The 22,476-nt window shown below is 67.7% G+C and carries 23 protein-coding genes; 17 read left to right on the top strand and 6 right to left on the bottom strand.

Annotated elements, in window-relative coordinates:
- The first annotated feature begins 35 nt into the window (after window positions 1-35).
- The 5 genes from ACFWP0_RS05125 to ACFWP0_RS05105 all read left to right on the top strand — a co-directional run bounded on the left by ACFWP0_RS05125 (window position 36) and on the right by ACFWP0_RS05105 (window position 4,086).
- Window positions 36-800 carry an ABC transporter ATP-binding protein gene (locus tag ACFWP0_RS05125; RefSeq protein WP_377840165.1) on the top strand — a complete coding sequence of 255 codons (765 nt, stop codon included), beginning with the start codon at window positions 36-38 and terminating at the stop codon, window positions 798-800.
- A gap of 67 nt (window positions 801-867) precedes the next feature.
- Window positions 868-1,866, top strand: a complete 999-nt coding sequence (locus ACFWP0_RS05120) for an ABC transporter substrate-binding protein (protein WP_377840164.1) — start codon at window positions 868-870, stop codon at window positions 1,864-1,866.
- Complete coding sequence (locus tag ACFWP0_RS05115) at window positions 1,863-2,636, top strand: ABC transporter permease (protein WP_377840162.1); 774 nt, start codon at window positions 1,863-1,865, stop codon at window positions 2,634-2,636. The genes ACFWP0_RS05120 and ACFWP0_RS05115 overlap by 4 nt, the downstream gene beginning before the upstream one ends.
- Window positions 2,637-2,652: 16 nt before the next feature.
- Complete coding sequence (locus tag ACFWP0_RS05110) at window positions 2,653-3,459, top strand: transporter substrate-binding domain-containing protein (protein WP_377840160.1); 807 nt, start codon at window positions 2,653-2,655, stop codon at window positions 3,457-3,459.
- Between the two features lie 39 nt (window positions 3,460-3,498).
- Window positions 3,499-4,086 (top strand): IMPACT family protein, encoded by a 588-nt coding sequence (locus tag ACFWP0_RS05105; RefSeq protein WP_377840158.1) that lies wholly within the window; start codon window positions 3,499-3,501, stop codon window positions 4,084-4,086.
- 63 nt (window positions 4,087-4,149) lie between these two features.
- Here the strand turns inward: ACFWP0_RS05105 and ACFWP0_RS05100 are convergent, their stop codons facing one another.
- Both ACFWP0_RS05100 and ACFWP0_RS05095 read right to left on the bottom strand, forming a co-directional pair.
- Window positions 4,150-4,524 (bottom strand): thioredoxin family protein, encoded by a 375-nt coding sequence (locus tag ACFWP0_RS05100; protein WP_377840156.1) that lies wholly within the window; start codon window positions 4,522-4,524, stop codon window positions 4,150-4,152.
- A gap of 171 nt (window positions 4,525-4,695) precedes the next feature.
- Window positions 4,696-5,718 carry an LLM class flavin-dependent oxidoreductase gene (locus tag ACFWP0_RS05095; RefSeq protein ID WP_377840154.1) on the bottom strand — a complete coding sequence of 341 codons (1,023 nt, stop codon included), beginning with the start codon at window positions 5,716-5,718 and terminating at the stop codon, window positions 4,696-4,698.
- 187 nt (window positions 5,719-5,905) lie between these two features.
- Here ACFWP0_RS05095 and ACFWP0_RS05090 point away from each other — a divergent pair, with 187 nt between their 5' ends.
- Together ACFWP0_RS05090 and ACFWP0_RS05085 are read left to right on the top strand one after the other, a co-directional pair.
- Entirely contained in the window at window positions 5,906-6,709 is an 804-nt protein-coding gene (locus tag ACFWP0_RS05090) for a DUF6597 domain-containing transcriptional factor (protein WP_377840153.1), read from the top strand.
- Window positions 6,710-6,792: 83 nt separating this feature from the next.
- Entirely contained in the window at window positions 6,793-7,146 is a 354-nt protein-coding gene (locus ACFWP0_RS05085; protein WP_377840151.1) for a VOC family protein, read from the top strand.
- A 52-nt stretch (window positions 7,147-7,198) separates the two neighbouring features.
- Here ACFWP0_RS05085 and ACFWP0_RS05080 read toward each other — a convergent pair whose 3' ends face one another.
- A complete protein-coding gene (locus ACFWP0_RS05080; protein ID WP_377840149.1) occupies window positions 7,199-8,491 on the bottom strand; it encodes an NCS2 family permease in 1,293 nt (430 codons plus the stop codon).
- 111 nt (window positions 8,492-8,602) lie between these two features.
- On the opposite strand from ACFWP0_RS05080, the gene tsaD reads away from it, so the two are divergent.
- Entirely contained in the window at window positions 8,603-9,634 is a 1,032-nt protein-coding gene (gene tsaD, locus ACFWP0_RS05075; RefSeq protein ID WP_377840148.1) for a tRNA (adenosine(37)-N6)-threonylcarbamoyltransferase complex transferase subunit TsaD, read from the top strand.
- 41 nt (window positions 9,635-9,675) lie between these two features.
- Here the strand turns inward: tsaD and plsY are convergent, their stop codons facing one another.
- Window positions 9,676-10,317, bottom strand: a complete 642-nt coding sequence (gene plsY / locus ACFWP0_RS05070) for a glycerol-3-phosphate 1-O-acyltransferase PlsY (RefSeq protein WP_377840146.1) — start codon at window positions 10,315-10,317, stop codon at window positions 9,676-9,678.
- Between the two features lie 179 nt (window positions 10,318-10,496).
- Here plsY and surE point away from each other — a divergent pair, with 179 nt between their 5' ends.
- From surE to rlmD, 9 genes are all read left to right on the top strand, one after another.
- Complete coding sequence (gene surE, locus ACFWP0_RS05065) at window positions 10,497-11,255, top strand: 5'/3'-nucleotidase SurE (protein WP_377840144.1); 759 nt, start codon at window positions 10,497-10,499, stop codon at window positions 11,253-11,255.
- Entirely contained in the window at window positions 11,240-12,064 is an 825-nt protein-coding gene (locus tag ACFWP0_RS05060) for a protein-L-isoaspartate(D-aspartate) O-methyltransferase (RefSeq protein ID WP_377840143.1), read from the top strand. The genes surE and ACFWP0_RS05060 overlap by 16 nt, the downstream gene beginning before the upstream one ends.
- A gap of 17 nt (window positions 12,065-12,081) precedes the next feature.
- On the top strand, window positions 12,082-12,939 hold the full coding sequence (locus ACFWP0_RS05055) for a peptidoglycan DD-metalloendopeptidase family protein (RefSeq protein WP_377840141.1): 858 nt from the start codon (window positions 12,082-12,084) through the stop codon (window positions 12,937-12,939).
- The gene (locus tag ACFWP0_RS05050) at window positions 12,936-13,715 is read left to right on the top strand and encodes a 3'-5' exonuclease (protein ID WP_377840140.1); all 780 of its coding nucleotides are present in this window, start codon (window positions 12,936-12,938) and stop codon (window positions 13,713-13,715) included. The genes ACFWP0_RS05055 and ACFWP0_RS05050 overlap by 4 nt, the downstream gene beginning before the upstream one ends.
- A 178-nt stretch (window positions 13,716-13,893) precedes the next feature.
- The gene (locus ACFWP0_RS05045) at window positions 13,894-14,523 is read left to right on the top strand and encodes a hypothetical protein (protein WP_377840139.1); all 630 of its coding nucleotides are present in this window, start codon (window positions 13,894-13,896) and stop codon (window positions 14,521-14,523) included.
- A 348-nt stretch (window positions 14,524-14,871) separates the two neighbouring features.
- A complete protein-coding gene (locus ACFWP0_RS05040) occupies window positions 14,872-15,624 on the top strand; it encodes a TorF family putative porin (RefSeq protein WP_377840137.1) in 753 nt (250 codons plus the stop codon).
- Between the two features lie 171 nt (window positions 15,625-15,795).
- Window positions 15,796-16,692 carry a LysR substrate-binding domain-containing protein gene (locus tag ACFWP0_RS05035; protein WP_377840135.1) on the top strand — a complete coding sequence of 299 codons (897 nt, stop codon included), beginning with the start codon at window positions 15,796-15,798 and terminating at the stop codon, window positions 16,690-16,692.
- A gap of 127 nt (window positions 16,693-16,819) precedes the next feature.
- Window positions 16,820-17,989 carry an MFS transporter gene (locus tag ACFWP0_RS05030; RefSeq protein ID WP_377840134.1) on the top strand — a complete coding sequence of 390 codons (1,170 nt, stop codon included), beginning with the start codon at window positions 16,820-16,822 and terminating at the stop codon, window positions 17,987-17,989.
- Between the two features lie 115 nt (window positions 17,990-18,104).
- Window positions 18,105-19,598 (top strand): 23S rRNA (uracil(1939)-C(5))-methyltransferase RlmD, encoded by a 1,494-nt coding sequence (gene rlmD, locus ACFWP0_RS05025; RefSeq protein WP_377840132.1) that lies wholly within the window; start codon window positions 18,105-18,107, stop codon window positions 19,596-19,598.
- A 26-nt stretch (window positions 19,599-19,624) separates the two neighbouring features.
- Here the strand turns inward: rlmD and cueR are convergent, their stop codons facing one another.
- Window positions 19,625-20,017: a Cu(I)-responsive transcriptional regulator gene (cueR, locus tag ACFWP0_RS05020; protein WP_377840130.1), complete on the bottom strand. Its 393-nt coding sequence runs from the start codon at window positions 20,015-20,017 to the stop codon at window positions 19,625-19,627.
- Between the two features lie 25 nt (window positions 20,018-20,042).
- The gene (locus ACFWP0_RS05015) at window positions 20,043-22,325 is read right to left on the bottom strand and encodes a heavy metal translocating P-type ATPase (protein ID WP_377840129.1); all 2,283 of its coding nucleotides are present in this window, start codon (window positions 22,323-22,325) and stop codon (window positions 20,043-20,045) included.
- Window positions 22,326-22,476 lie beyond the last annotated feature (151 nt).

The following is a 22,476-nucleotide window of genomic DNA, read 5'->3' as shown; positions in this document are numbered from 1 at the left end:
GAGGCTCGTTTTCACGCGCGCCCACGATTCGTTCCATGAACCTGACCTTCGACCACGTCCACAAACACTTCGGCGACCTGCCCGTCGTGGATGGCTTCACCAGTGAAATCAAGACCGGGGAACTGGTCGCGCTGGTGGGCCCGTCCGGCTGCGGCAAGTCCACCCTGCTGCATCTGGCGGCGGGGCTGGAACACCCGACGCAGGGCAGCGTGCAGGCCGACGGCCGCGCTATCGCCGGCCCGCATCCCAGCCGCACGCTGGTGTTCCAGGAACACGCGCTGTACCCCTGGCTGACGCTGGAAGACAACGTGGCGCTGGCGCTGGAATTCCAGAACACGCCCAAGAAGCGCGCCCGAGAGGCCGCCCGCGAATGGCTGGCCCGCGTCAGCCTGGCGGGATTCGAGCACTATTACCCCCATCAGGTGTCCGGCGGCATGCGCCAGCGCGCGGCGCTTGCGCGCGCGTTCATCGCGCAGCCCCAGACCATGCTGATGGACGAGCCCTTCGGCGCGCTCGACGCGCTGACCCGCCTGAGCCTGCAGGACGTGCTGCGCCAGCTGATCGCGCAGGAAAAGCCCACCGTGCTGCTGGTGACCCACGACGTGGACGAAGCCCTGTTCCTGGCCGACCGCATCGTCGTCTTCAGCCCGCGGCCCGCCCGCGTGCTGCGCGAATTCAATCTGGCCCACCGCGTAAAGACCCACGACCTCTCGGACCTGGCCGCTGAAAAGCGCGAGATCCTGCGCTTGCTGGGCATCGGGGTCGACGGCGCGCACGCGGACCTGGCCCTGGCCGCCTGATCCCCATTCCTTGAATACCCCGGCTGCGCCCCGGCGCGGCCTATCCCTGAATTCCCTGGAGCTCCTGATGAAATTGAAGCAATGGCTGTCCCTGCCGCTGGCCGCGGCGCTGCTGGCGGCTGCCCCCGCGATGGCGGCCGAGAAATTCCGCGTGGGCTATCTTCGCGTGATGGACGACGCGCAGGCGATCGTTGCGCAAGAGGGCGGCTTCTACAAGAACGCCGGCCTGGATTCCGAGCTGATCGAGTTCAAGTCGGGCACCGACCTGATCAAGGCGATCGTCGGCGGACAACTGGACATCGGCGTGCTGGGCTTCACCAACGCCGTGGCCTGGGCCTCCAAGGGCGCGGACCTGAAGGTGGTGGGCGGCGCGCAGCAGGGCTACCACTCGCTGATCGTGCGCGAGGACTCGGGCATCAAGGACATCGCGGGCCTCAAGGGCAAGACGCTGGCCTCGCAGGCCGAAGGCAGCACCGCCGACGTGGTGCTGAAGGGCGTGGTGCTCAAGCAGGGCAACCTCGGCGCCGACGACGTCAACGTCATGGGCGTGAGCCCGGCGGTGGCCGTGCAGTCGCTGGTGGGCAAGCGCGTGGACGCGGCCTTCCTGTTCGAGCCCTACGACCGCATCGCGCAGCTGGTCGCGCCGGTCAAGCAGATCTATGAAGTGGGCCAGGCGTGGCCGTTCCCGTGCATGGTGGTGATCACCTCGGGCGAGACGCTGGCCAAGCGCAAGGACGATGTCTGGAAGGCGCTGGACGCCCAGAACCAGGCCATCGCGCTGCTCCAGAAAGAACCCGCGCAGGCTTCCAAGCTGATCGCCTCCTACTTCATCGCCGAGCCCACGCTCAAGACCCTGACCCGCGGCGAACTCCCGCGCGAAACGGTCATCGCCGAAGCCATCGGCACGCAGGTGTTCACGCCCAAGCTGACGGCAAAGGACACGGCCCGCATGCAGGAAATCGCTGACATCCTGCAGGCCCAAGGTTCGCTGAAGACGCGCGACGGCAAGCCGTACGACGTGTCCAGCATTGTCGACCTGTCCTGGCAAGAGGCTCGCAAGCTTTGAGCGCATCTACACGAGTCACCGGCGCCCGCAAGCACTTCGCGGGCGTTTTGGGCGTCCTGTTCATCCTGGCGTTGTGGCAACTGGCGGCGTTCGCGCTGCCCGACTTCCTGATGCCGGGCGTGCCGGCCGTGGTCCAGCGCCTGTTCGAGGACCTGGGCAAGCAATCGTTCCACCAGAGCCTGATGGGCACCCTGGGCCGGCTGGGCGCGGGCTACGGCCTGGCGCTGGCGGCCGGCATCGGCTTCGGGCTGGTGGCCGCCGTGCTGTTCTTCTTTCGCGAAGTGCTGCGCAGCGCCATCGTCATCCTGCAATCGATTCCGTCCATCGCCTGGGTGCCGCTGTTCCTCATCGTGATGGGGTTCGGCAATACGCCCATCATCGTGGTGGTGGCGCTGTCGGCGTTCTTCCCGGCCGCGCTCAGCGTGATGAACGCCACCGAGTCCGTGCAGCGCGTGCACGTGTCCGCGGCGCGGGTCATGGGCGCCACGCGCTGGGGGCTGGTCAAGCGGGTGTACCTGCCCGCCGTCATGCCCGAACTCATCACCGGCGCGCAGCTTGCGTTCGGCAATGCGTGGCGCGCGCTGATCTCGGCGGAAATGCTGATCGGCTTCGGCAAGGGCCTGGGTCGTTCGCTTGCCTATTCCGGCGAGATCGCCGACATGACGGGCGTCATGACCAACATCCTGGTCATCGCCGTGCTGGCCGCGCTGATCGACCAGTTCGTGCTTGAAAACCTCAAGCACCGCCTGCTGCGCTATCAGTACGTCTGAGGCCACGGAGTCCCGCATGATTCGCCGCGTCCGCCTCTTCGTCCTCGCCGCCTGCCTGATGGCGGGCGGCATCGGCCACGCGCAGGCGGACCCGTTCCCGGCGGCGCGGACGCGAGGCGAACTGGTGGTGGGCGTGCCGTATCTGGCGCCGCCGCCCGTGGCCGGCGCCAAGATCCGCACGCCGGAGGGCCTGGATGCGGCCATCGCCGAAAGGCTGGGCGCGAGCCTGGGCCTGCCCATCCGCCTGGTGCAGTTGCCGTCCGGGGAGGCCGCGTCCGCGCTGGCCGCGGGCCGAGTTGATCTGGTGCTGGCCGATCGCGCCGGCGGCCAGCCAGAGGCGGTAGCGGTGCAGCCCACGGGCTATGCCGCGCGGCCCAAGGCGGTGATCCGCAGCGACACACGCTTGCGCCAGGCAGCCGACGTCCGCGGCCGCAGCGTCTGCATGGCCGAGGCCGCCACGGCGGCGCGGGCGCTCGCGCAGAGCTGGGGCGCCATCGTGCGCACCTATCGCGTGCCATCCGACGCGCTGGTCGCGGTGCGCGAAGGCGCCTGCGATATCGGGCTGGTGGACGACGCCGCATGGGAGCCGCTGGTGCGCTTTCCGGAATGGAAGAAGTTCTCCTCCACGCTTGCCGCCGACGGCGCCAGGCATGAACGCGTGTGGCTGCTGGCAGCAGGCGACCAGGCCTCCCGTGCCTGGCTGGGCCAGGAAATGCGCACCTGGGACCGGGCGGGCGCCTGGAAGGCCATGGCAACCAAGTGGGCGCGCGACGTGGCCTTCGACGTCTACCTCGACCAGGAAGTGCCAGACTGCCACGGCTAGGGCGCAAGCGGGTCCGCGCCAGCACTTACAATGCCGGGCATGACGCACACGTTGACCGCTGCCTGCTCGTATCAGGAAGACATCAAGAAGAGCCGCTTTGTCGCGCATGCCGCGCCCGTGTCCAGCGTCGACGACGCCATGCGTTTCTTCGCCGAGCGCGGAGACCCCGAGGCCACCCACAACTGCTGGGCCTACCGCATCGGCCAGGAATACCGTTTCAATGACGACGGCGAGCCCGGCGGCACCGCCGGCCGGCCCATCCTGCAAGCGATAGAAGGGCAGGACATGGATCGCGTGGCGGTGCTGGTGGTGCGCTGGTACGGGGGCGTGAAGCTGGGTGCGGGCGGACTGGTGCGCGCCTACGGCGGCTGCGCGGCCAATTGCCTGCGCCTGGCCGAGCGAACCGAGATCGTGGACCTGGCGACCATCCGCTGCGGCTGCGGGTTCGCCGAGCTTGCGCTGCTGAAGTCGCGGCTGGCGCAGGCGGGCGCGGCGATCCAGCAGGAAGACTTCAATGAAGACGGCGTGGCGCTCTGCTTCACCGTGCCGCGCACGGCGATCGGCGACCTGGAGGTCACGGTGGCCAACATCACGCGCGGACGGTCGGCCTGGGAAGTGATGTCGTAAGACGCGCAGGGGCCACGGCGAGCCCGCAAAAGGAAGGGGCCCGGTTCCGGGCCCCTTGCTTGTTTATGCGTCCTGGCTGTCTTGCGCCGCGGCGATTTCCTGGTGGACTTTCTCCATGTCCACTTCCTTGATCTTGGCAAGCAGCTCGTTGAGCTGGCCGCCCGACAAGGCGCCGGGTTGCGAGAACAACAGGACCTTTTCGCGGAAGACCATCAGCGTCGGGATCGAGCGGATGCCCAGCGCGCCGGCCAGTTCCTGTTCCACGTCGGTATTGACCTTGGCGAATGTGACGTCGGGATGCTCGGTGGCGGCTTGCTCGAACACGGGCGCAAAGCCGCGGCACGGGCCGCACCAGGGCGCCCAGAAGTCGACGATCAGGGTGCCGTCAGGCGTGATGGCGTCCTGGAAACTGTCTTTGGTGAGTTCAACAATACTCATTTTGAATCCTTGCCGTGCGGGCGGCGTAAAAAGCGGTGTCAAAGACCTGGGGGTGCCTGTCCCGGGCCTGATTCGGCGACGCGTGATTGCCAAGTGCCTGATAAGCAATAGTAGAGCCGGTCAAGGCCGCGTCGCAATGGTTGGCGCTTTGAAGAGCGCAGGCCGCGGCCCTCAGGCCGCCGTTTTTGTGGAGACGCCCGCGCCGTTCTTCAGCGACGCGACGATCTCGAAGGAGCGCAGCCGGTCCGAGATATCGTAGAAGTCGGACACGATCATGACCTCGTCGGCCTCCGTCTCCGCGACCAGGGCTTCCAGTTCGCGCTTGACGGTGTCCGGCCCGCCCACGATGGCGGCGCCCAGTCTTTGATTGACCGCTTCGCGCTCCCATTCGTTCCACAAGCCGTTCATGCTTTCCACGGGCGGCTGCAATTGCAGGCGGTTGCCCCGCACCAGCGACAGGAATTTCAATTGCTGGGTGGTGGCCTGGAACCGGGCGGCCTCGTCCGATTCCGCCGCGATGACCGGCACGCCGATCATGGAGTAGGGGCGTGACAATGTTGCAGAGGGCTTGAACAGATGGCGGTACAGGCGCATCGCGGCCATGCCTTCGGGCGAAAAATGGCCGGCGAACGAGAATGGCAGGCCCAGTTCGGCGGCCATGCGCGCGCTGAAATCGCTGGACCCCAGCAGCCAGATCGGAACGTCCAGCCCTTCGCCGGGAATGGCGCGCACAGGCTGCCCGGGACGCGAGGGCGCCAGGAAACCGCGCAATTCCTCGACCAGCGCCGGGAACTCCAGGCCGCTGCGGGGACTGCGGCGCAGGGCGTGCTGCGTGGCGCCGTCGCTGCCGGGCGCGCGGCCCAGGCCCAGGTCGATGCGGCCGGGGTACAAGGTTTCCAGCGTGCCGAATTGTTCGGCGATGATCAGCGGCGCGTGGTTGGGCAGCATGATGCCGCCCGAGCCGACGCGCAGGCTGCGGGTATGGCCCGCCACGTGTCCGATCAGCACAGCCGTGGCGCTGCTGGCCACGCCGTTGATGTTGTGGTGCTCGGCCAGCCAGAAGCGGTTGTAGCCGAGCCGTTCGACATGCTGCGCCACGGCGACCGTATTGCGGAACGCGTCGGCGGCATCGCGGCCCTGCACAATCGGGGCCAGGTCCAGCACGGAAAAGGGGATGCGGGCGAGGGCGCTCATGCGCGCGCCTCCGGGGTTGCTGCGGCACAGGCGGGCAGCGCAGGGATCAGGCGGGAAAGGCGCAAGGTGGACTCCATATACTGATATACATGGGGAGTGTATCGGTGAATTCAACCTCGCCAGCCAGCAACCATGCGGTCGGGCGGGTTGCTATAGTGCGCGCAACGGCGCGGCCCAAGGAGACTCCATGACCCGGCGCACCCATTGCTCCGAAGACGCCAGCGCCGCGCCCGCCATCGCGGGCGCGGCGGGCCGCTATCGCGAAACACTGCCCGCCGCCGGCTTGCGGCGGCATTTCCAATGCGTATGGACCAGCGAGCTGGCGGCGGGGCAGACCGCCGACGTGGCCGTGCTGCCGGACGGTTGCGTGGATGTGCTGTGGCGCGACGGCGCCTTGCGAGTGGTCGGACCCGACGTGACCGCGGCGCATCCGGTGCTCGCGCCGGGCGCCCGCGTGCTGGGCGCGCGCTTTCGCGCCGGCGCGGCCCAGGCCTGCCTGGGCGCGCCCATGTCGGAGCTCGTGGGGCGCGAGGTCGCCCTGGAAGACCTGTGGGGCCCGCGGGCGCGCGGCTTTGAACGCCGCATGCAGGACGCCGGCTCCGCCCGCGACCAGCAGCGCGTCTTCCAGGAAGGGCTGGCGCTGGCCCATGCGGACGTCGAGCCGCCGGATGCCCGCGCCGCCGAACTGTTCCGCCTGTGCTCCGAACCGGGCGCCGAGGCCGCGCTGACGGCGCGGATACGCGACGGGCTGGAGATGAGCGAGCGCAGCCTGCGCCGCTTGAGCCACGCGCATTTTGGCTATGGCGCGAAGACACTTGAACGCATCATGCGCCTGCAATATTTCCTGGCCCTGGCGCGCCAGTCGCCCGCCGCGGGCCTGGCGGCGCTGGCCGCGGCCGCGCACTACGCGGACCAGGCCCACCTGACCCGGGAAGTGCAGGCGCTGTGCGGCATGACGCCCGCCGCGCTGCGGTTGCGGCTCCAGGGCTGAATGGCCGTTTTGTTCAAGACGGCAGGGCGGGGAATGCGGGATCATTCCGTTTCCCCTTGTTTTTCGCCGGACTGGAGACACCCATGGGCACCCGAGGCAAGCACAATCAGATCGACAACATCGAGTTCAACGTTGCGGACATCGCGCGCAGCAAGCAGTTCTACGGCCAGGTCTTCGCCTGGACCTTCACGGACTACGGCCCCACCTACTGCGAGTTCACCGACGGCCGCCTGACCGGAGGCTTCACCACGGGCGAAGAGGTGCGGCCCGGCGGCCCCCTGGTGATTCTGTATGGCGACGATCTGGCCGCCGTCCAGCAGCGCGTGACGGCGGCGGGCGGGCGGATCAGCCGCGAGGTGTTTACGTTTCCCGGCGGCAGCCGTTTTCATTTCCTGGATCCGGACGGCTACGAACTGGCGGTGTGGACGGCGCAATGAAAAAGCCGCCGGGGCCCGGGCCCTCGGCGGCTTTGCTGCGCGAACCGGCGCGCTATTCCGGGAAGAACGCGTAGCGCACGACGAACAGCACGGCCACCAGCCACGTGGCCGGATGCACGTCGCGGGCCTTGCCCGTGGCGGTCTTGAGCACGACGTAGCTGATGAAGCCGAAGGCGATGCCGTTGGCGATCGAGTAGGTGAACGGCATGATCAGCGCGGTCAGCGCGGCCGGCGTGGCTTCGCAGACGTCGTTCCAGTCGATGTCGATCAGTTCGCGCATCATCAGCCCGGCCACGTAGAGCAGGGCGGGCGCCGTGGCGTAGGCAGGCACGGCGCCGGCCAGCGGCGAGATGAACAGCGCGGCCAGGAACAGCAGGGCCACGACCAGCGCGGTCATGCCGGTGCGGCCGCCGGCCTGCACGCCCGATGCGCTTTCGACATAGGCCGTGGTGCTGCTGGTGCCCAGCATCGAACCGGCGACGATGGCGGTGCTGTCGGCAAACAGCGCGCGGCCCAGGCGGTTGGGGCGGTCTTCGGGCACCAGGCCGGCGCGCTTGGCCACGCCGACCAGGGTCCCGGTGGCGTCGAAGACCTCGACCAGCACGAACACCAGGATCACATGGACGAAGCCGGTGTGCAGCGCGCCCAGGATGTCCAGCTTGAACAGCGTGGGCGACAGGCTGGGGGGCGCCGAGAAAATCCCCTTGAACTCGTTGTAGCCCAGCGCCATCGACAGCACGGTGACGACGATGATGCCGATCAGGATCGCGCCGCGCACGCGCAGCGCGTCCAGCGACGCGATGATGAAGAAGCCCAGGATGGCAAAGAGCGGGCCGTGCGAAGTGAGGTTGCCCAGCGTCACCTTGGTGGCCGGGTGCGCGACGACAATGCCCGCGCTGGATAGCGCGATAATGGCGAGGAACAGCCCGATGCCCGCGGCAATGGCGCTGCGCAGCGAATGCGGAATGCCCTTGACCAGCCAGACCCGGATGCCGGAGATCGTCAGGAACAGGAAGATGACGCCCGAGATGAACACGGCGCCCAGCGCCTGCTCCCAGGTGTAGCCCATGGTCTTGACCACGGTGAAGGCGAAGAAGGCGTTCAGGCCCATGCCGGGCGCCATGCCGATGGGCCAGTTGGCGATCAGCGCCATCACCAGGGAACCCAGGGCGGCGGCCAGGCAGGTCGCTACGAACACGGCGTCGCGGTCCATGCCTGTCGACGACAGGATGTCCGGGTTGACGAAGATGATGTACGACATCGTCAGGAATGTCGTCAGGCCGGCTACGATTTCTGTTCGCGCGGTCGTCCCGTGTTCACGCAGCTTGAATAGCTTCTCCAGCATTCGAGTCCCCATTATGTTTGCAGGCTTGCAGGTTGTTGCAGGAGGGGCCCGGATGGCTCCCCGCATTTCAGAAACAGGCGTATTTTCGCATCAGTTGTAAACTCTGCCGCCATGATTATTCTCGGCTTTGAAAGCTCCTGCGACGAAACCGGTGTCGCAGCCGTTTGTACGGAACGGGGTCTGCTCGCGCATGCGCTGCACACCCAGATCGCCATGCACCAGGAATATGGGGGCGTGGTGCCCGAACTCGCGTCGCGCGACCATATCCGCCGTATCGTTCCCCTGACCCGCCAAGTGCTCGAAGAGGCCGGCCTGCAGATGTCCGACATCGGCGCGGTGGCCTATACGGCGGGTCCGGGCCTGGCCGGCGCCTTGCTGGTCGGCGCCAGCGTGGCGCAGTCGTTCGCCTGGTCCCGGCATCTGCCCGCCATCGGCATCCACCACCTGGAAGGGCACCTGCTGTCGCCGATGCTGGCCGATCCGCGGCCGGACTTTCCCTTCATCGCCCTGCTGGTGTCCGGCGGCCACACGCAGCTGATGCGCGTGGACGGCGTGGGCCGCTACGAATTGCTGGGCGAAACGCTGGATGACGCCGCCGGCGAAGCCTTCGACAAATCCGCCAAGCTGATGGGACTGGGCTACCCCGGCGGCCCGGCGCTGGCCAGGCTGGCCGCCAGCGGCGACGCCTCGCGCTTCGAGCTGCCCCGGCCCATGCTGCACAGCGGGGACCTGGATTTCAGCTTCAGCGGCTTGAAAACCGCCGTGCTGACCCGCGTCAAGGCGGCGGAGCGGGAGGGCGGGCTCGATGACCAGACCCGCGCGGACCTTGCCGCGGCCACCCAGGGCGCCATCGTGGACGTGCTGGCGGCCAAGGCCATCCGCGCGCTGAAACAGACCGGCCTGCGCCGGCTGGTGGTGGCGGGCGGCGTGGGCGCGAACCAGCTGCTGCGCGCCAAACTGGACGCCGCGCTCAAGCCCCTGAAGGCCCAGGCCTATTTCCCGCCGCTTGAGCTGTGCACCGATAACGGCGCCATGATCGCCTTTGCGGCCTCGGAACGGGTCAAGGCGGGCCTGGCGACGCTCGATCCCGATGCGCACAGCTTCACCGTGAAGCCGCGCTGGGATCTCGCGGATATCGCCTGAAACGCAACGGGCGGCTCCAAGGCCGCCCATTGTTTCTTGACTTATTTTTTCTTGGCGCCGCCGATGCGGCTTTCGGTGCCCTGGATCAGGCGGGCGATGTTGGCGCGATGCCGGTAGAACAGCAGCACGCCGATGACCGCCAGCGCCACGCCCATGGGCGGTTGGGCATGCCAGGCCAGGCCCGAGCCGAATACGTAGTACACGGGGGCAAAGAATGCGGCGACCAGCGAGGCCAGCGAGGAATAGCGGAAGAAGACGGCGATGATGAGCCAGGTGGCCGCCGTGGCGACGGCCAGCCAGGGCTGGATCGCCACCAGCACGCCCAGCGCGGTCGCCACGCCCTTGCCGCCCTTGAAGCCCAGGAAGACCGGGTACAGGTGTCCCACGAAGGCGGCCAGCGCGACCAGCGCCAGGGCGACGGGATGGATGCCCGGCGCCAGCTTTTCGGCCAGCCAGATCGCGAACCATCCCTTGGCTGCATCGCCCGCCAGCGTCAGCGCGGCGGCGGTCTTGTTGCCGGTGCGCAGCACATTGGTGGCGCCCGGGTTCTTGGACCCGTAGCTGCGGGGGTCCTGCAGTCCCATGAGCTTGCTGACCACCACGGCGAACGGCACGGAGCCGATCAGGTAGGCCAGCAGGATGAGCGCAGCGGTGAACGCCAGGGAGGGTTCGGTTATCGCCATGGAAAGGGAGTCCGTTGTTGTCGTAATGGCGCGGATTCTACCGCGCCCGGCGCCCGGGCCGGGTTCGGGTTATCGAGCGTGTCGCCGGCGCCAAAGCCGGCAGGCGGAAAGACGGGGAGCCTCCGCGGACGGTACAATCCGCAACGTCCACCCGCGTTTTATTTTCTTTCGGATGCACAATGCGAATTCTGGTTTCGAACGATGATGGTTACTCGGCCCCTGGGCTCGAAGCGCTGGTGGCAGCGCTGCAAGGCTTGGGCGATCTCACCGTCGTCGCGCCCGAGACCAACCACAGCGGCGCGTCCAACTCCCTGACGCTGAACCGCCCATTGTCGGTGCGCACGGCCTCCAACGGTTTCATCGCCGTCAACGGCACGCCCTCCGACTGCGTGCACGTGGCGCTCACGGGCCTGATGGACACGCGCCCCGACCTGGTCGTGTCCGGCATCAACAACGGCGCCAACATGGGCGACGACACCCTGTATTCGGGCACCGTCGCCGCCGCCAGCGAAGGCCATCTGTTCGGCATACCCGCCATCGCGTTTTCGCTGGCCGAGAAGGGCTGGGAACACATCGAGTCCGCCGCGCGCGCGGCCCGCCTGGTGGTGGAACGCCATCTGGCGCAGCCGCTGGCCGCGCCCGCGCTGCTCAATGTCAACATTCCCAGCCGCCGCTTCGAAGACATGCATGGTTTCGCCGTCACGCGCCTGGGCAAGCGGCATCCGTCGCAACCCGTGGTGCGCACCACCACGCCCTATGGCGACACGGTTTATTGGATAGGTCCGGTCGGCCTGGCCGCCGACGCCACGCCCGGCACGGATTTTCACGCCGTCGAGCAGGGCATGGTGTCCGTCACGCCGCTGCGCCTGGACCTTACCCAGCACAGCCAACTCGACGAAATCCGCACGTGGGCGGAGCCGCTATGCGTAAACGCGTAAGTCAACCCGATGTCTCGTCAACCGCGCCCGCCCGGACCAGGGCGGTCCGGCATGACTCCGGCCGGCTGAGCCCGGGCGTCACGCCCGCCAACAGCAACACCCGCATTTCGGCGGCCACCTTGCAGCGCCAGGCGCAGGCGCCGCTGCCCGCATCGGGCGGCAACCTGGGCCTGAACTCCGACCGCCTGCGCCAGGCGATGGTGCAGCGCCTGCGGTCGCAGGGCATTACCGACGAGCGCGTGCTGAACGCCATGTCGGTCGTGCCGCGCCATCTGTTCGTGGACGAAGCGCTGGCCAGCCGCGCCTATGAAGACGCGGCGCTGCCCATTGGCCATTCACAGACCATTTCCCAACCCTGGGTCGTGGCGCGTATGATCGCGGCTGCCTGCGAAGACCGCACGCCGACACGCGTGCTTGAGGTCGGCGCGGGCTGCGGGTACCAGGCGGCGGTGCTGGCGCAGTTTGTGCGCGATGTCCACTCGATTGAACGCATACGCGGGCTCTACGATCTGGCGCGCGAGCATTTGCGCGCCTTGCGGCTGACCACCAGGATCCGCTTGATCTATGGCGATGGCACCTTGGGGCTGCCCGGCGTGGCTCCTTTCGATGCTATTGTTGTGGCTGCCGCTGGCCTGTCCATCCCGCAAGCACTGCTTACGCAGCTTGCGCCGGGCGGACGCCTGATCGCTCCCGAAGGGGGCTCGAACCAGCGCCTCGTTCTCATCGAACGCACGGGCGCAGCCAGCTGGAAACGTACTGAACTAGAGGCCGTGCGCTTTGTGCCGCTACGGTCCGGAATACAATCTTGAGCAAACAGGAGAAAGGTATGCTCAACGGGCAGTCGCAACTGACCGATATGAATATGGGCGCGTCCATGACGCGCCTGCGCCGCCCGCTCTACGCAGTGGGGGTTCTCAGCCTGGCCATCCTGGCCGGCTGCGCATCCAAAGGTACTCGTGCCCCGGTGGTCGACATGACCGGCGGGCAGCCGTCGTCGGCTCAGCCCGGCGGCAGCTATGTGGTCAAGCCGGGCGACACGCTCTACAAGATCGCTCGCGCCAACAATGTGGATATCGAGAACATCAAGCGCTGGAACAACATCAGCGATCCCAACCAGATATCGGTCGGGCAGGTGCTGAAGATGTCCGGCGGCTCGGGCGGCGGCGCGCAAACCGCGCCGGTCGCCAGCGCGAAGCCGCAGCCGCGTCCGCTGGATCAGCCCGAAACCCTGCCGCCGGCCACGACGTCGCCCGACGCCACGCCGACGCCGCCTCCGGTTCCGGTTGAAACCAAGCCCGCCACGCGCGCCGCGGATGCGGGCGTCATCAACTGGGCATGGCCGGCGGGCGGGCAGATCGTGCAAGGCTTCAATGCCAGCAGCAAGGGCATCGACATCGCCGGCGCGCTGGGCGACCCGATCACCGCCGCGGCGGACGGCCTGGTCAAGTACAGCGGCAACGGCGTGCGCGGCCTGGGCAACCTGATCATCGTCGAGCACCAGAACGGTTTCATCACCGCCTATGCGCATAACCGCGCCGTGCTCGTGAAGACGGGCCAGACGGTCAAGCGCGGCGCCAAGATCGCCGAACTCGGCCAAAGCGACACCACGTCGCCGCGCTTGCACTTCGAGATCCGCCGCCAGGGCACGCCCGTGGACCCCATGCAATACCTGCCGCCCAAATGACGCCTACCCTGGTATTCGACCTGGAAACCATCCCCGACGCCGACGGGCTGCGCAAGCTCAACGGCTGGGGCGCCGACGTGCCGGACCACGAGGTGGTCGAACGCGCGCTCGCCGCGCGCCGCGAGGCCGTGGGCCATGACTTCCTGCCGCTGCACCTGCATAAGGTGGCGGTGGTGGGTTGCGTGTTCCGCGACGACCAGGGCTTTCGCGTCAAGACGCTGGGCCAGCCCGATGATCCCGAAGCCGCGTTGCTGGCGGGCTTCTTCAAGACCATCGAGCGCTATACGCCCAAGCTCGTCAGCTGGAACGGCTCGGGCTTCGACCTGCCGGTGCTGCATTACCGCAGCCTGATCCAGGGCGTGCCCGCGCCGCGCTATTGGGACATGGGCGAAGAAGACCGCGACTTCAAGTTCAACAACTACATCGCCCGCTACCACACGCGCCATCTCGACCTGATGGACGTGCTGGCCAAGTACAACGGCCGCGCCAATGCGCCGCTGGACGAACTGGCCAAGCTTTGCGGCTTTCCGGGCAAGCTCGGCATGGACGGCAGCAAGGTCTGGGAGGCCTGGAGCCAGGGCCGCGCCGACGAGGTCCGCGCCTACTGCGAAACCGACGTGGTCAACACCTGGCTGGTGTATTGCCGCTTCCGTTTCCTGCGCGGCGAACTGGACCGCACCGCCTACGACGCGGAAATCGCGCTCGTGCGCGACACGCTGGCCGCAAGCGACGCGCCGCACTGGAAGGAATACCTCGCGGCCTGGGACGCGAACTAACCGATGAGCGGGCGGGGGCATTGCCCCCGCGCGAGAAAGAATCACGGGGCCTGAAAGGCCCCGTCTTCGCGTCTGGCGCGCAAGCAATCGACTGAAACATCGCCGGCGCGCACGAAACCTGGATGAAACCAGCGGGATCGCACAATGGCCTCGCTTTCTTCACTTTCAGGAGACCTACATGTCCCGATTCGCTATCCGCTCCAATTTGGCCGTCCTTGCATTTGTCGCCGCGACGAGCGGCCTCGCGGCCGGCACCGTCATGGCTGCTCCTTCCCCGACTGACGGCGGCCACGCCGCCATGCACGAAGGCCACCGCGGCGGCGGCTTCCACAAAGGCATGCGCGACGGTCTGTTCATTCCCGGCCTGGGCCCCGTGTCCAAGGCCCAGGTTGCCGAGCTGAAGCTCGATGCCAAGCAGGAGGCCTTGTTCAAGACCGCCCAGGACGGCCAGCGCAGCCTGCACGAAGCGATGCGCGCATCCGGCGGCAAGCGCCACGACCTGCTCAAGGCGCAACTGGACAGCGGCAAGCTGGACCCGCGCGCGCTGATGGAGCAGTCCGAAAAGTCCCGCGATCAATTCGGCGCGCAAGCCAAGCAGGTGCGCGACCAGTGGCTGGCCGTCTGGGATAGCCTGAACGAGACCCAGCGCGGCCAGGTGACCAAGATCGTCAAGGAACGCGAGGCCAAAATGGCTGAGCGCCACGCCAAGATGGAAGGCCGTCACGGCAAGGGCAGGGGCGGCATGCCTCCCCCGCCGCCCGCCGCAGGCGACGTGCCGCCGCCGCCCGCGCCGCCCAAGGCCAACTAAGCCCAGGCCAACCGGGCGGACCTCTCCGCCCGCCCCAAACCCCGGACGCCCCCGCGTGCCGGGGTTTTTATTTGGCCCATGGTGCCGTTTGTGCGGCGCGTGAACCAGTTTGGCGCGTGCTCCCCATCTTGAAGCATGGGGGATGCGCGCACCGGCAGCGGCCGCACCGGCGTGGTGCGTTCCTGCGGGATTCAACCTTGCCCAAGCCGCCAGCGGCGCGATTGAAACCTGGCACGGACATTGCTTCATGGAACAGGAGCCGGCAGTAAACAAGCGCTGCAAAGCCGGTCAGCTGGATGCGCCACAGGCCGTCCGCCTCCTCGCTAATTTCGATCAGGACTCCGCACCATGAAGAAGACGTTGCTAGCCTTGCCTTTTGCGCTTGCCGCTTGTTTCGCCGCGACGGCGCAGGCCGAACCCACCGACCTGGGAGGCGGTTTTTCGCTCAGCGGCAACGCGACCATTGTCAGCGACTACCGTTTCCGCGGCTATTCCCAAACCGATTTCCGTCCCGCGGCGCAACTGGGCTTTGACCTGAACCACAGCTCCGGCTTCTACCTGGGCAACTGGAACTCCAACGTCTCCAGCTTCGTGTTCACCGACGGCAACCTGGAAATGGACTTCTACGGCGGCTGGAAGGGCGATGTCGGCGGCGGCTTCGCCCTGGACGCCGGCGTGCTGCATTACTACTACCCGGGCTCCAGTTCCCCCAAGGGCGGCAACTACAACAATACCGACATCTACCTGGGAGCTTCCTACGGCAACTACAGCCTCAAGTATTCGTACACGCCCAGCGACTTCTTCAGCACGCCCGACAGCAAGGGCACCTGGTACCTGGACGGCACGGCCACGTTCGACCTGGGCGACGGCTGGGGCCTCCTGGGCCACCTGGGCTACCAGAAGCTCAAGAACCAGACCAACATGGACGGCGATTCCATTGGCCATTACGTCGACTACAAGGTCGGCGTGACCAAGGACCTGAAGGGCTGGATCCTGGGCCTGGCCGCCGTGGGCGCCACTAAGGACAACTGGCTGCCCACCAAGTACGGCCACCCTTCAGGGCGCATCGGCGCGGTCTTCTCCGTGGCGCGCTCTTTCTGAGATCCGTGGCGGCGCCTTGAACAGCGTCGACCGTTTGGGGCTTGGTCGAGCCTGCCTTTCACGGGCAGCCTCGGGCAAGCTCCTTTTTTTGCCTGTCAGTCCGGCCATTTCGCCGGACATTGCCGGATAAAAAATATACTGAGGCGCTTGGATCAAGACTCTGGGCGTCTCATGATAGAAACCCGCTTGCTGCGGCAGTTCGTCGCCGTGGCCGAAACCCTGCATTTCAACCGGGCGGCCCAGCGGCTGCACATGGCGCAACCGCCGCTCAGCCAGGCCATCCGGCGGCTGGAAGCCGAGATCGGCGCCGCGCTGTTCGAACGCACCAACCGCAGCGTGTCGCTGACCGCCGCGGGAACGGCGTTCCTGGATACGGCCCGCAGCATCCTGGCGTCGCTGGAAGAGGGCGTTGCGCACACCCGGCGGGTGGCCCAGGGCATGGACGGGCGCTTGACGCTGACCTTCATCAACATCACGCCCTATGCGTCGCTGCTGCGCGCCTTGCGCGAGTTTCGCGCCGCCCATCCCTGCGTCGCATTCACGCTGCGTGAGGCGACCACGCACGAGCAGGTCGAGGCGCTGGAGCGCGGGGCGGCGGACATCGGTTTTCTCCGCACGCCGGGGACCAGCACGCCGGGTCTGCGGTGGGAGACCCTGCTGCGGGAGCCCGTTAGCGTGGCGCTGCCGGCGGGACATCCGCAGGCGCACCGGGAGTCGATCGTCCTGGCGGATCTCGCCGACGAGGCCTTCGTCGCGTCGCCCAGGCCGCTGGGGCAGGGCTTTCATGATCAGCTCACCCAGTTGTGCATGACGGCGGGGTTCACGCCGCGCGTGGTGCAGGAAGCGCGGCAATTGCAGACCCTGGTCGCATTGGTGGCCAGCGGCTTCGGCGTGGCGCTGCTGCCGGCGTCGCTGGCGCTGCCAGGGCGGGACGACATCGTATTCCGGCCCATCGAGGCCGATGCGCCCGATGCGCTCTTGCACCTGGATCTGCTGATGGCATGGAACCCGGCGCAAGCGTCGCCCGTGCGGGACCGGCTGATCGAGGCGATTCGCGCCTCCGTATAAGACGTTTATTGTCTTATTCACGAATAAATAAGATATTTTACGAATACCAGGCCGCTCCTTAAGCTGAACGACATCTTCCGGTCCGATTGCGCGGCGCCGGTTCCCTAGTCGTCTTGCCCGGAATCCCATGCCTGTTGCCGTCTATGTCTTTTCCGTCTGCACGTTTGCGTTCGGACTGTCCGAATTCGTGGTCGCCGGCCTGGTGTCGGCCATGGCCGACGGGCTGGGCGCCAGCATCGAGGCGGCGGGCGCCGCGGTCGCCGCCTATGCGTTTGGCGCCGCCATCGGCGCGCCGTTCCTCACTGCGTTGCTGTCGCAGTGGAAGGACCGCCGCATCCTGTTGCTGGCCATGGCGGTCCTGGCGCTTGGCAGCGTCCTGATGAGCCTGTCGCCCACGTTGCCGATGCTGCTGGCGGTCCGCTTCGTGGTGGGGCTGGCGCATGGCGTCTTCATGGCGGTGGCGTCGGATGCCGCCGCCAGGCTGGTGGACGAGTCGCGCGCCGGGCGCGCCGTGTCGGTGGTGTGGATCGGCCTGACGCTGGCGCTGGCGCTGGGGGTGCCGCTGGGCACCTTCCTGGGCAGTCTCTGGTCCTGGCGCGCGATTTTTCTGGCGGTCGGCGTGCTGGGGCTGGTTGGCGTCGCGGGCCTGCTGCGCTTCATGGGCGCGCAGGACGACCGGCCGCCGCGCGCGGGGATCGGGGCGGGGCTGCGCGCCATCCTGCATCCGCGCATGCTGGCGACGGCGGGCGTGGGCGCGCTGGTCAGCGTGGCCACGTTCTGCTTTTTCACCTTTATTTCGCCCTATCTGCTGAGAGTGACGGGAGCGGATGTGCAGGGGTTGAGCGCCGCCATGCTGCTGTTCGGCCTGTGCTCGATCGCCGGCAACCTGCTGGGCGGGTATCTGGCCGATGCGATGGACGCGGACCGCGGCGCGCTGCTGGCGCTCGCCGGCCTGGCCGCGACCCTGCTGGGGCTGTATGGCTTGCGGCATTCGGCGCTTGCGGTTGTGGCGCTCGCGGGTGTGCTGGGCATGGTTTTCTTCTGCATCGTCACCCTGCTGACCTTGCGGCTCCTGAAGCTGGCCCAGCGATATGTCCCCGAGTCCACGGCGGTGGCGGCCGGCCTGAACATCGCGTCCTTCAACCTGGGCACGGCCCTGGGCGGCGGGCTGGGCAGCGCGGTCGTCGCCTGGGGCGGCCTGGCCTGTCTGCCGGCAGCCGGGGCGCTTGTCGCCATGGCGGCGATGGGGGCGCTGTGGCTGCAGGCGGCGCGGCCGCGGGTCCGGCAGCCCGCCTGACGCCTGCCGCATCGCGGGTGTCGCGGGCGCGCCCCGGTCCCGCCAAAGACCATTTCCGGGAATGCCCGCAGTCCTTCTACAATGCCAGGTTGCGTGTAATTCTGGACTGCGTGAGATGTCTGACGTTTTGAGTATCGAATCCCTGGACCTGGAAGCCAGGGGCATCGCCCGTCGCGACGGGAAAGTCGTGTTCGTCGAAGGCGCCTTGCCGGGCGAACGGGTTACCGCGGTCACGTTGCGCCGCAAGCCATCGTACGAAATCGCCCGTGTGGACGAGGTGCTGCGGCCCTCGTCGCAGCGGGTCGTGCCGCGCTGCCCGCACTTCGGCGTCTGTGGCGGCTGCGCCATGCAGCACCTGGAGCCCAGCACGCAGGTGGCGATCAAGCAGCGTTCGCTGGAAGACACCTTCTGGCACGTCGGCAAGCTGCGCGCCGCGCGCATCCTCGCTCCCTTGCAGGGCCCGACCTGGGGCTACCGCTACCGCGCGCGCCTGTCGGTGCGCGTCGTGCCGAAGAAGGGCGGCGTGCTGGTGGGATTCCATGAACGCAAGAGCAGCTATGTGGCCGACATGCGCGAATGCCATGTGCTGCCGCGCCACGTCAGCGATCTGCTGCTGCCGCTGCGCGAGATGATCGGCTCCATGTCGGCGCCGGACCGCATGCCGCAGATCGAGGTGTCGCTGGGCGACGGCGTGACCGCGCTGGTGCTGCGCCATCTGCTGCCGCTGACCGACAACGACATCGCCATCCTGCGTGCCTTCGCCGCCCGCCACAACGTGCAATGGTGGCTGCAGGCCAAGGGGCCCGACACCGTGCATGCGCTGGAGCCCGAGCACAACGACGCGCTGGCCTACACCATGCCGGAGTTCGGCCTGCGCATGCCGTACCGCCCCACCGATTTCACGCAGGTCAACCACGCCATCAACCGCGCGATGGTCTCGCGCGCCCTGAAGCTGCTGGATGTGCAGCCCACCGACCGCGTGGCGGACCTGTTCTGCGGCCTGGGCAACTTCACCTTGCCGCTGGCCACCCAGGGCCGCGAGGCCGTCGGCGTCGAAGGCAGCAAGGCGCTGACCGACCGCGCCCACGACGCGGCGTCGCGCCATGGCCTGGGCGACCGCACCAGCTTTGCCACGCTGAACCTGTTCGAGGTGGACGCCCACTGGCTGCGCAGCCTGGGCTACTTCGACCGCATGCTGATCGATCCGCCTCGCGAAGGCGCGCACGCGGTGTCGCAGGCGCTGGCGGAACTGACGCACGAAGAGCGTCCGCGCCGCATCGTCTACGTGTCCTGTAATCCGGCCACGCTGGCGCGCGACGCCGCGATCCTGGTCCACGAGGGCGGCTACCTGCTCAAGAGCGCGGGCGTGATCAACATGTTCCCGCATACGGGCCATGTGGAGTCCATCGCCGTGTTTGAAACGCTGGATGCGGCAGGCGTGCTGGAAGTGAAGGAGCGCGCCCGTCAACGCGCCATCCAGGCTGCGGCGGACGCCGTGGCGGCCGAAGAGGCCAAGCTTGCCGCGGCGGCCGAGAAGGCGGCCGCCAAGCAGGCGGCCACCGAAGCCTACCTCGCCCGGGTTGCCGCCGAAGCGCAAGCGCAGCAGTAGTCTCCCGGACCCGGCCCGATGCGCCTTTAGTGCGTGCGCCCCAGGTTTGCCAGGATGGGGCAGTCGGGCCTGTCGTCGCCGTGGCAGTGCTGCGCCAGATGCTTGAGCGTGGCCGCCATGTCGCGCAGGGCCTCGGCCTTGCGTTCCAATTCCTGCACGTGCTCCAGCGCAATGCGCTTGACGTCCGCGCTGGCGCGGCTGCGGTCTTTCCATAGCGCCAGCAGCTCGTTCATCTGCTCCACCGAAAAGCCCAGGTCGCGCGCGCGGCGCACAAAGCGCAGCGTGTGCAGGTCGTGCTCGCTATACACGCGGTAGCCCGAATCCGTGCGCACCGCCGGCCCGATCAGGCCGATGCTTTCGTAGTAGCGGATCATCTTGGCGGAAATGCCCGAGCTCTTCGCCGCTTGTCCGATATTCATGTTTCGACTCCTGGGGCAAGGGGGTTCAGGCCTGCGCCGCGCGCGGGCGGAACGCCTTCAGGCGCAGCGCGTTGCCCAGCACGAAGACGCTCGATAAGGCCATGGCGCCCGCCGCGAAGATGGGCGAGAGCGACAGGCCGAAGGCCGGATACAACGCGCCTGCCGCCAGGGGAATCAGCGCCGCGTTGTAGGCGAACGCCCAGAACAGGTTCTGGCGGATGTTGGCCAGCGTGGCGCGGCTGAGCGCGATGGCATTGGGCACGCCATGCAGGTCGTCGGCCATCAGAACGACCGAGGCCGCCTCGATCGCCACGTCGGTGCCCGTGCCGATGGCGATGCCGGTGTCGGCCGCCGCCAGCGCGGGCGCATCGTTGATGCCGTCGCCCACGAAGGCCACCTTGCGGCCGCCTTCGCGCAGCGTGCCGATGGCTTCCACCTTGCCGTCGGGCAGCACCTCGGCGCGCACTTCGTCGATGCCCAGCTGGCGCGCGACGGCTTGCGCGGTGTAGCGGTTGTCGCCGGTGATCATGGCCGTCTTCAAGCCCTGCGCATGCAGCGCGGCAATCGCGGACACCGCGGACGGCTTGATCGGATCGGTCACCGCCATCATGGCGGCGGCCTGGCCGTCGATGGCGACATAGATGGGCGTCTTGCCTTCATTGCCCCAATCGGTGGCGCGGGCGCCAAACGCGCTCACGTCCACACCGCGCTCTGCCATCAGGCGCGCCGCGCCGGCCAGGACTTTCCTGCCGGCCACCGAGGCTTCGACGCCGGCGCCCGTGATGGCGGCGAAGCCGTCGGCGGGCAGCAGTTCCAGCTTGCGCTGCGCGGCGGCGGCCACGATGGCCAGCGCGATCGGATGCTCCGAGCGGGCCTGCACCGAGGCCACCCATTGCAGCACCTCTTGGGCGTCATGGCCGGCGGCCGGCTCCAGTTCAGTCAGCGTGGGCTTGCCCAGCGTCAGCGTGCCGGTCTTGTCGAAGGCCACCACGTTCACATCGCGCAGCGTCTGCAAGGCGTCGCCCTGGCGGAACAGCACGCCCATTTCGGCGGCGCGCCCGGTGCCCACCATGATGGAAGTCGGCGTGGCCAGGCCCATGGCGCAAGGGCAGGCGATGATCAGCACGGCAACCGCGTTGACCAGCGCATGCGACAGCGCGGGCGTCGGGCCGAGGAAGAACCAGGTCAGGAAGGTGAGCAGCGCGGCCGCCATGACCGCCGGCACGAACCAGGCGGTGACTTGGTCGACCAGCGCCTGGATCGGCAGGCGCGCGCCCTGGGCGGCTTCCACCATGCGGATGATGCGGGCCAGCATGGTGTCCGCGCCCGTGTGCGTGACGCGCAGGGTGAAGCTGCCCGACGTGTTCAGCGTGCCGCCGGTCGCTTGCATGCCCGGCTGCTTTTCGACGGGCACGGGTTCGCCGGTGAGCATGGATTCGTCGACGTAGGAACTGCCTTCGATGATGTCGCCGTCCAGCGGGATCTTCTCGCCGGGGCGCACGACCACGATGTCGCCGGTGCGCACGCGCTCGATCTCGATGTCCTCTGCCTGGCCGTCGCGCATGACGCGGGCGGTGCGCGGCTGCAGGCCGATCAGGCGCTTGATGGCGGCGCCGGTCTTGCCCTTGGCGCGCGCTTCCAGCATGCGGCCCAGCAGGATCAGCGTCACGATCACCGCGGCCGCTTCAAAGTAGATATTGCGGGCGCTTTCCGGCAGCCAGCCGGGCGCGAAAGTCGCCACCACCGAATAGCCCCAGGCCGCGCCGGCGCCCAGCGCCACCAGCGAGTTCATTTCGGGCGCGCGGCGCCACAGCGCCGTGAAGCCCTTGGTGAAGAACTGGCGGCCGGGCCAGGCCAGCACCGCGGTGGTCAGCACAAACTGCAGCAGCCAGCTGTTTTGCTGGCCGATCGTGGCAAGCACCCAATGGTGCAGGGGGGGAATCAGGTGCGAGCCCATTTCCAGGGCAAACACCGGCAGCGTCAGCACCAGCGCGGCGATGAACGCGCCTTGCAGGCGATGCGCCTCGGCGTCGCGCGCCTGGGATTGCCGTTCGGCGTGGTCGTCCTGGGCTGCGATGGGGCGGGCTTCGTAGCCCATTTTGCCCACGGCGGCGACCAGGGCTTGTGGCTCGGCGGCGGCCGGGTCGAATGACACCAGGGCGCGTTCGGTGGCCAGGTTCACCTGGGCTTGGGCAACGCCGGGGACGTTGGTCAAGGCCTTTTCCACGCGCTTCACGCAAGAGGCGCAGGTCATGCCTTCAATAGCGAGTTCCAACTCGGAAAATGAGGAGGGGCTGGCAACGCTCATGGCAGTCTCGATCAGGATAGGAGCACCCAGTTTCATCCTTCCCATCGTGGGAAGGTCAATGCCTATTCTACGCTTGACCTTGACATCATAGGAAGGTTTAAGCTGCCGTCGTGGTGGAAAAATAGTCGCCACCGTCCCTGAATCCTCTGGA

The sequence above is a fragment of the Achromobacter sp. NPDC058515 genome (assembly GCF_042721735.1).
Classification (GTDB): domain Bacteria; phylum Pseudomonadota; class Gammaproteobacteria; order Burkholderiales; family Burkholderiaceae_B; genus Achromobacter.
This window is presented reverse-complemented; position numbering and strand designations above follow the sequence as displayed.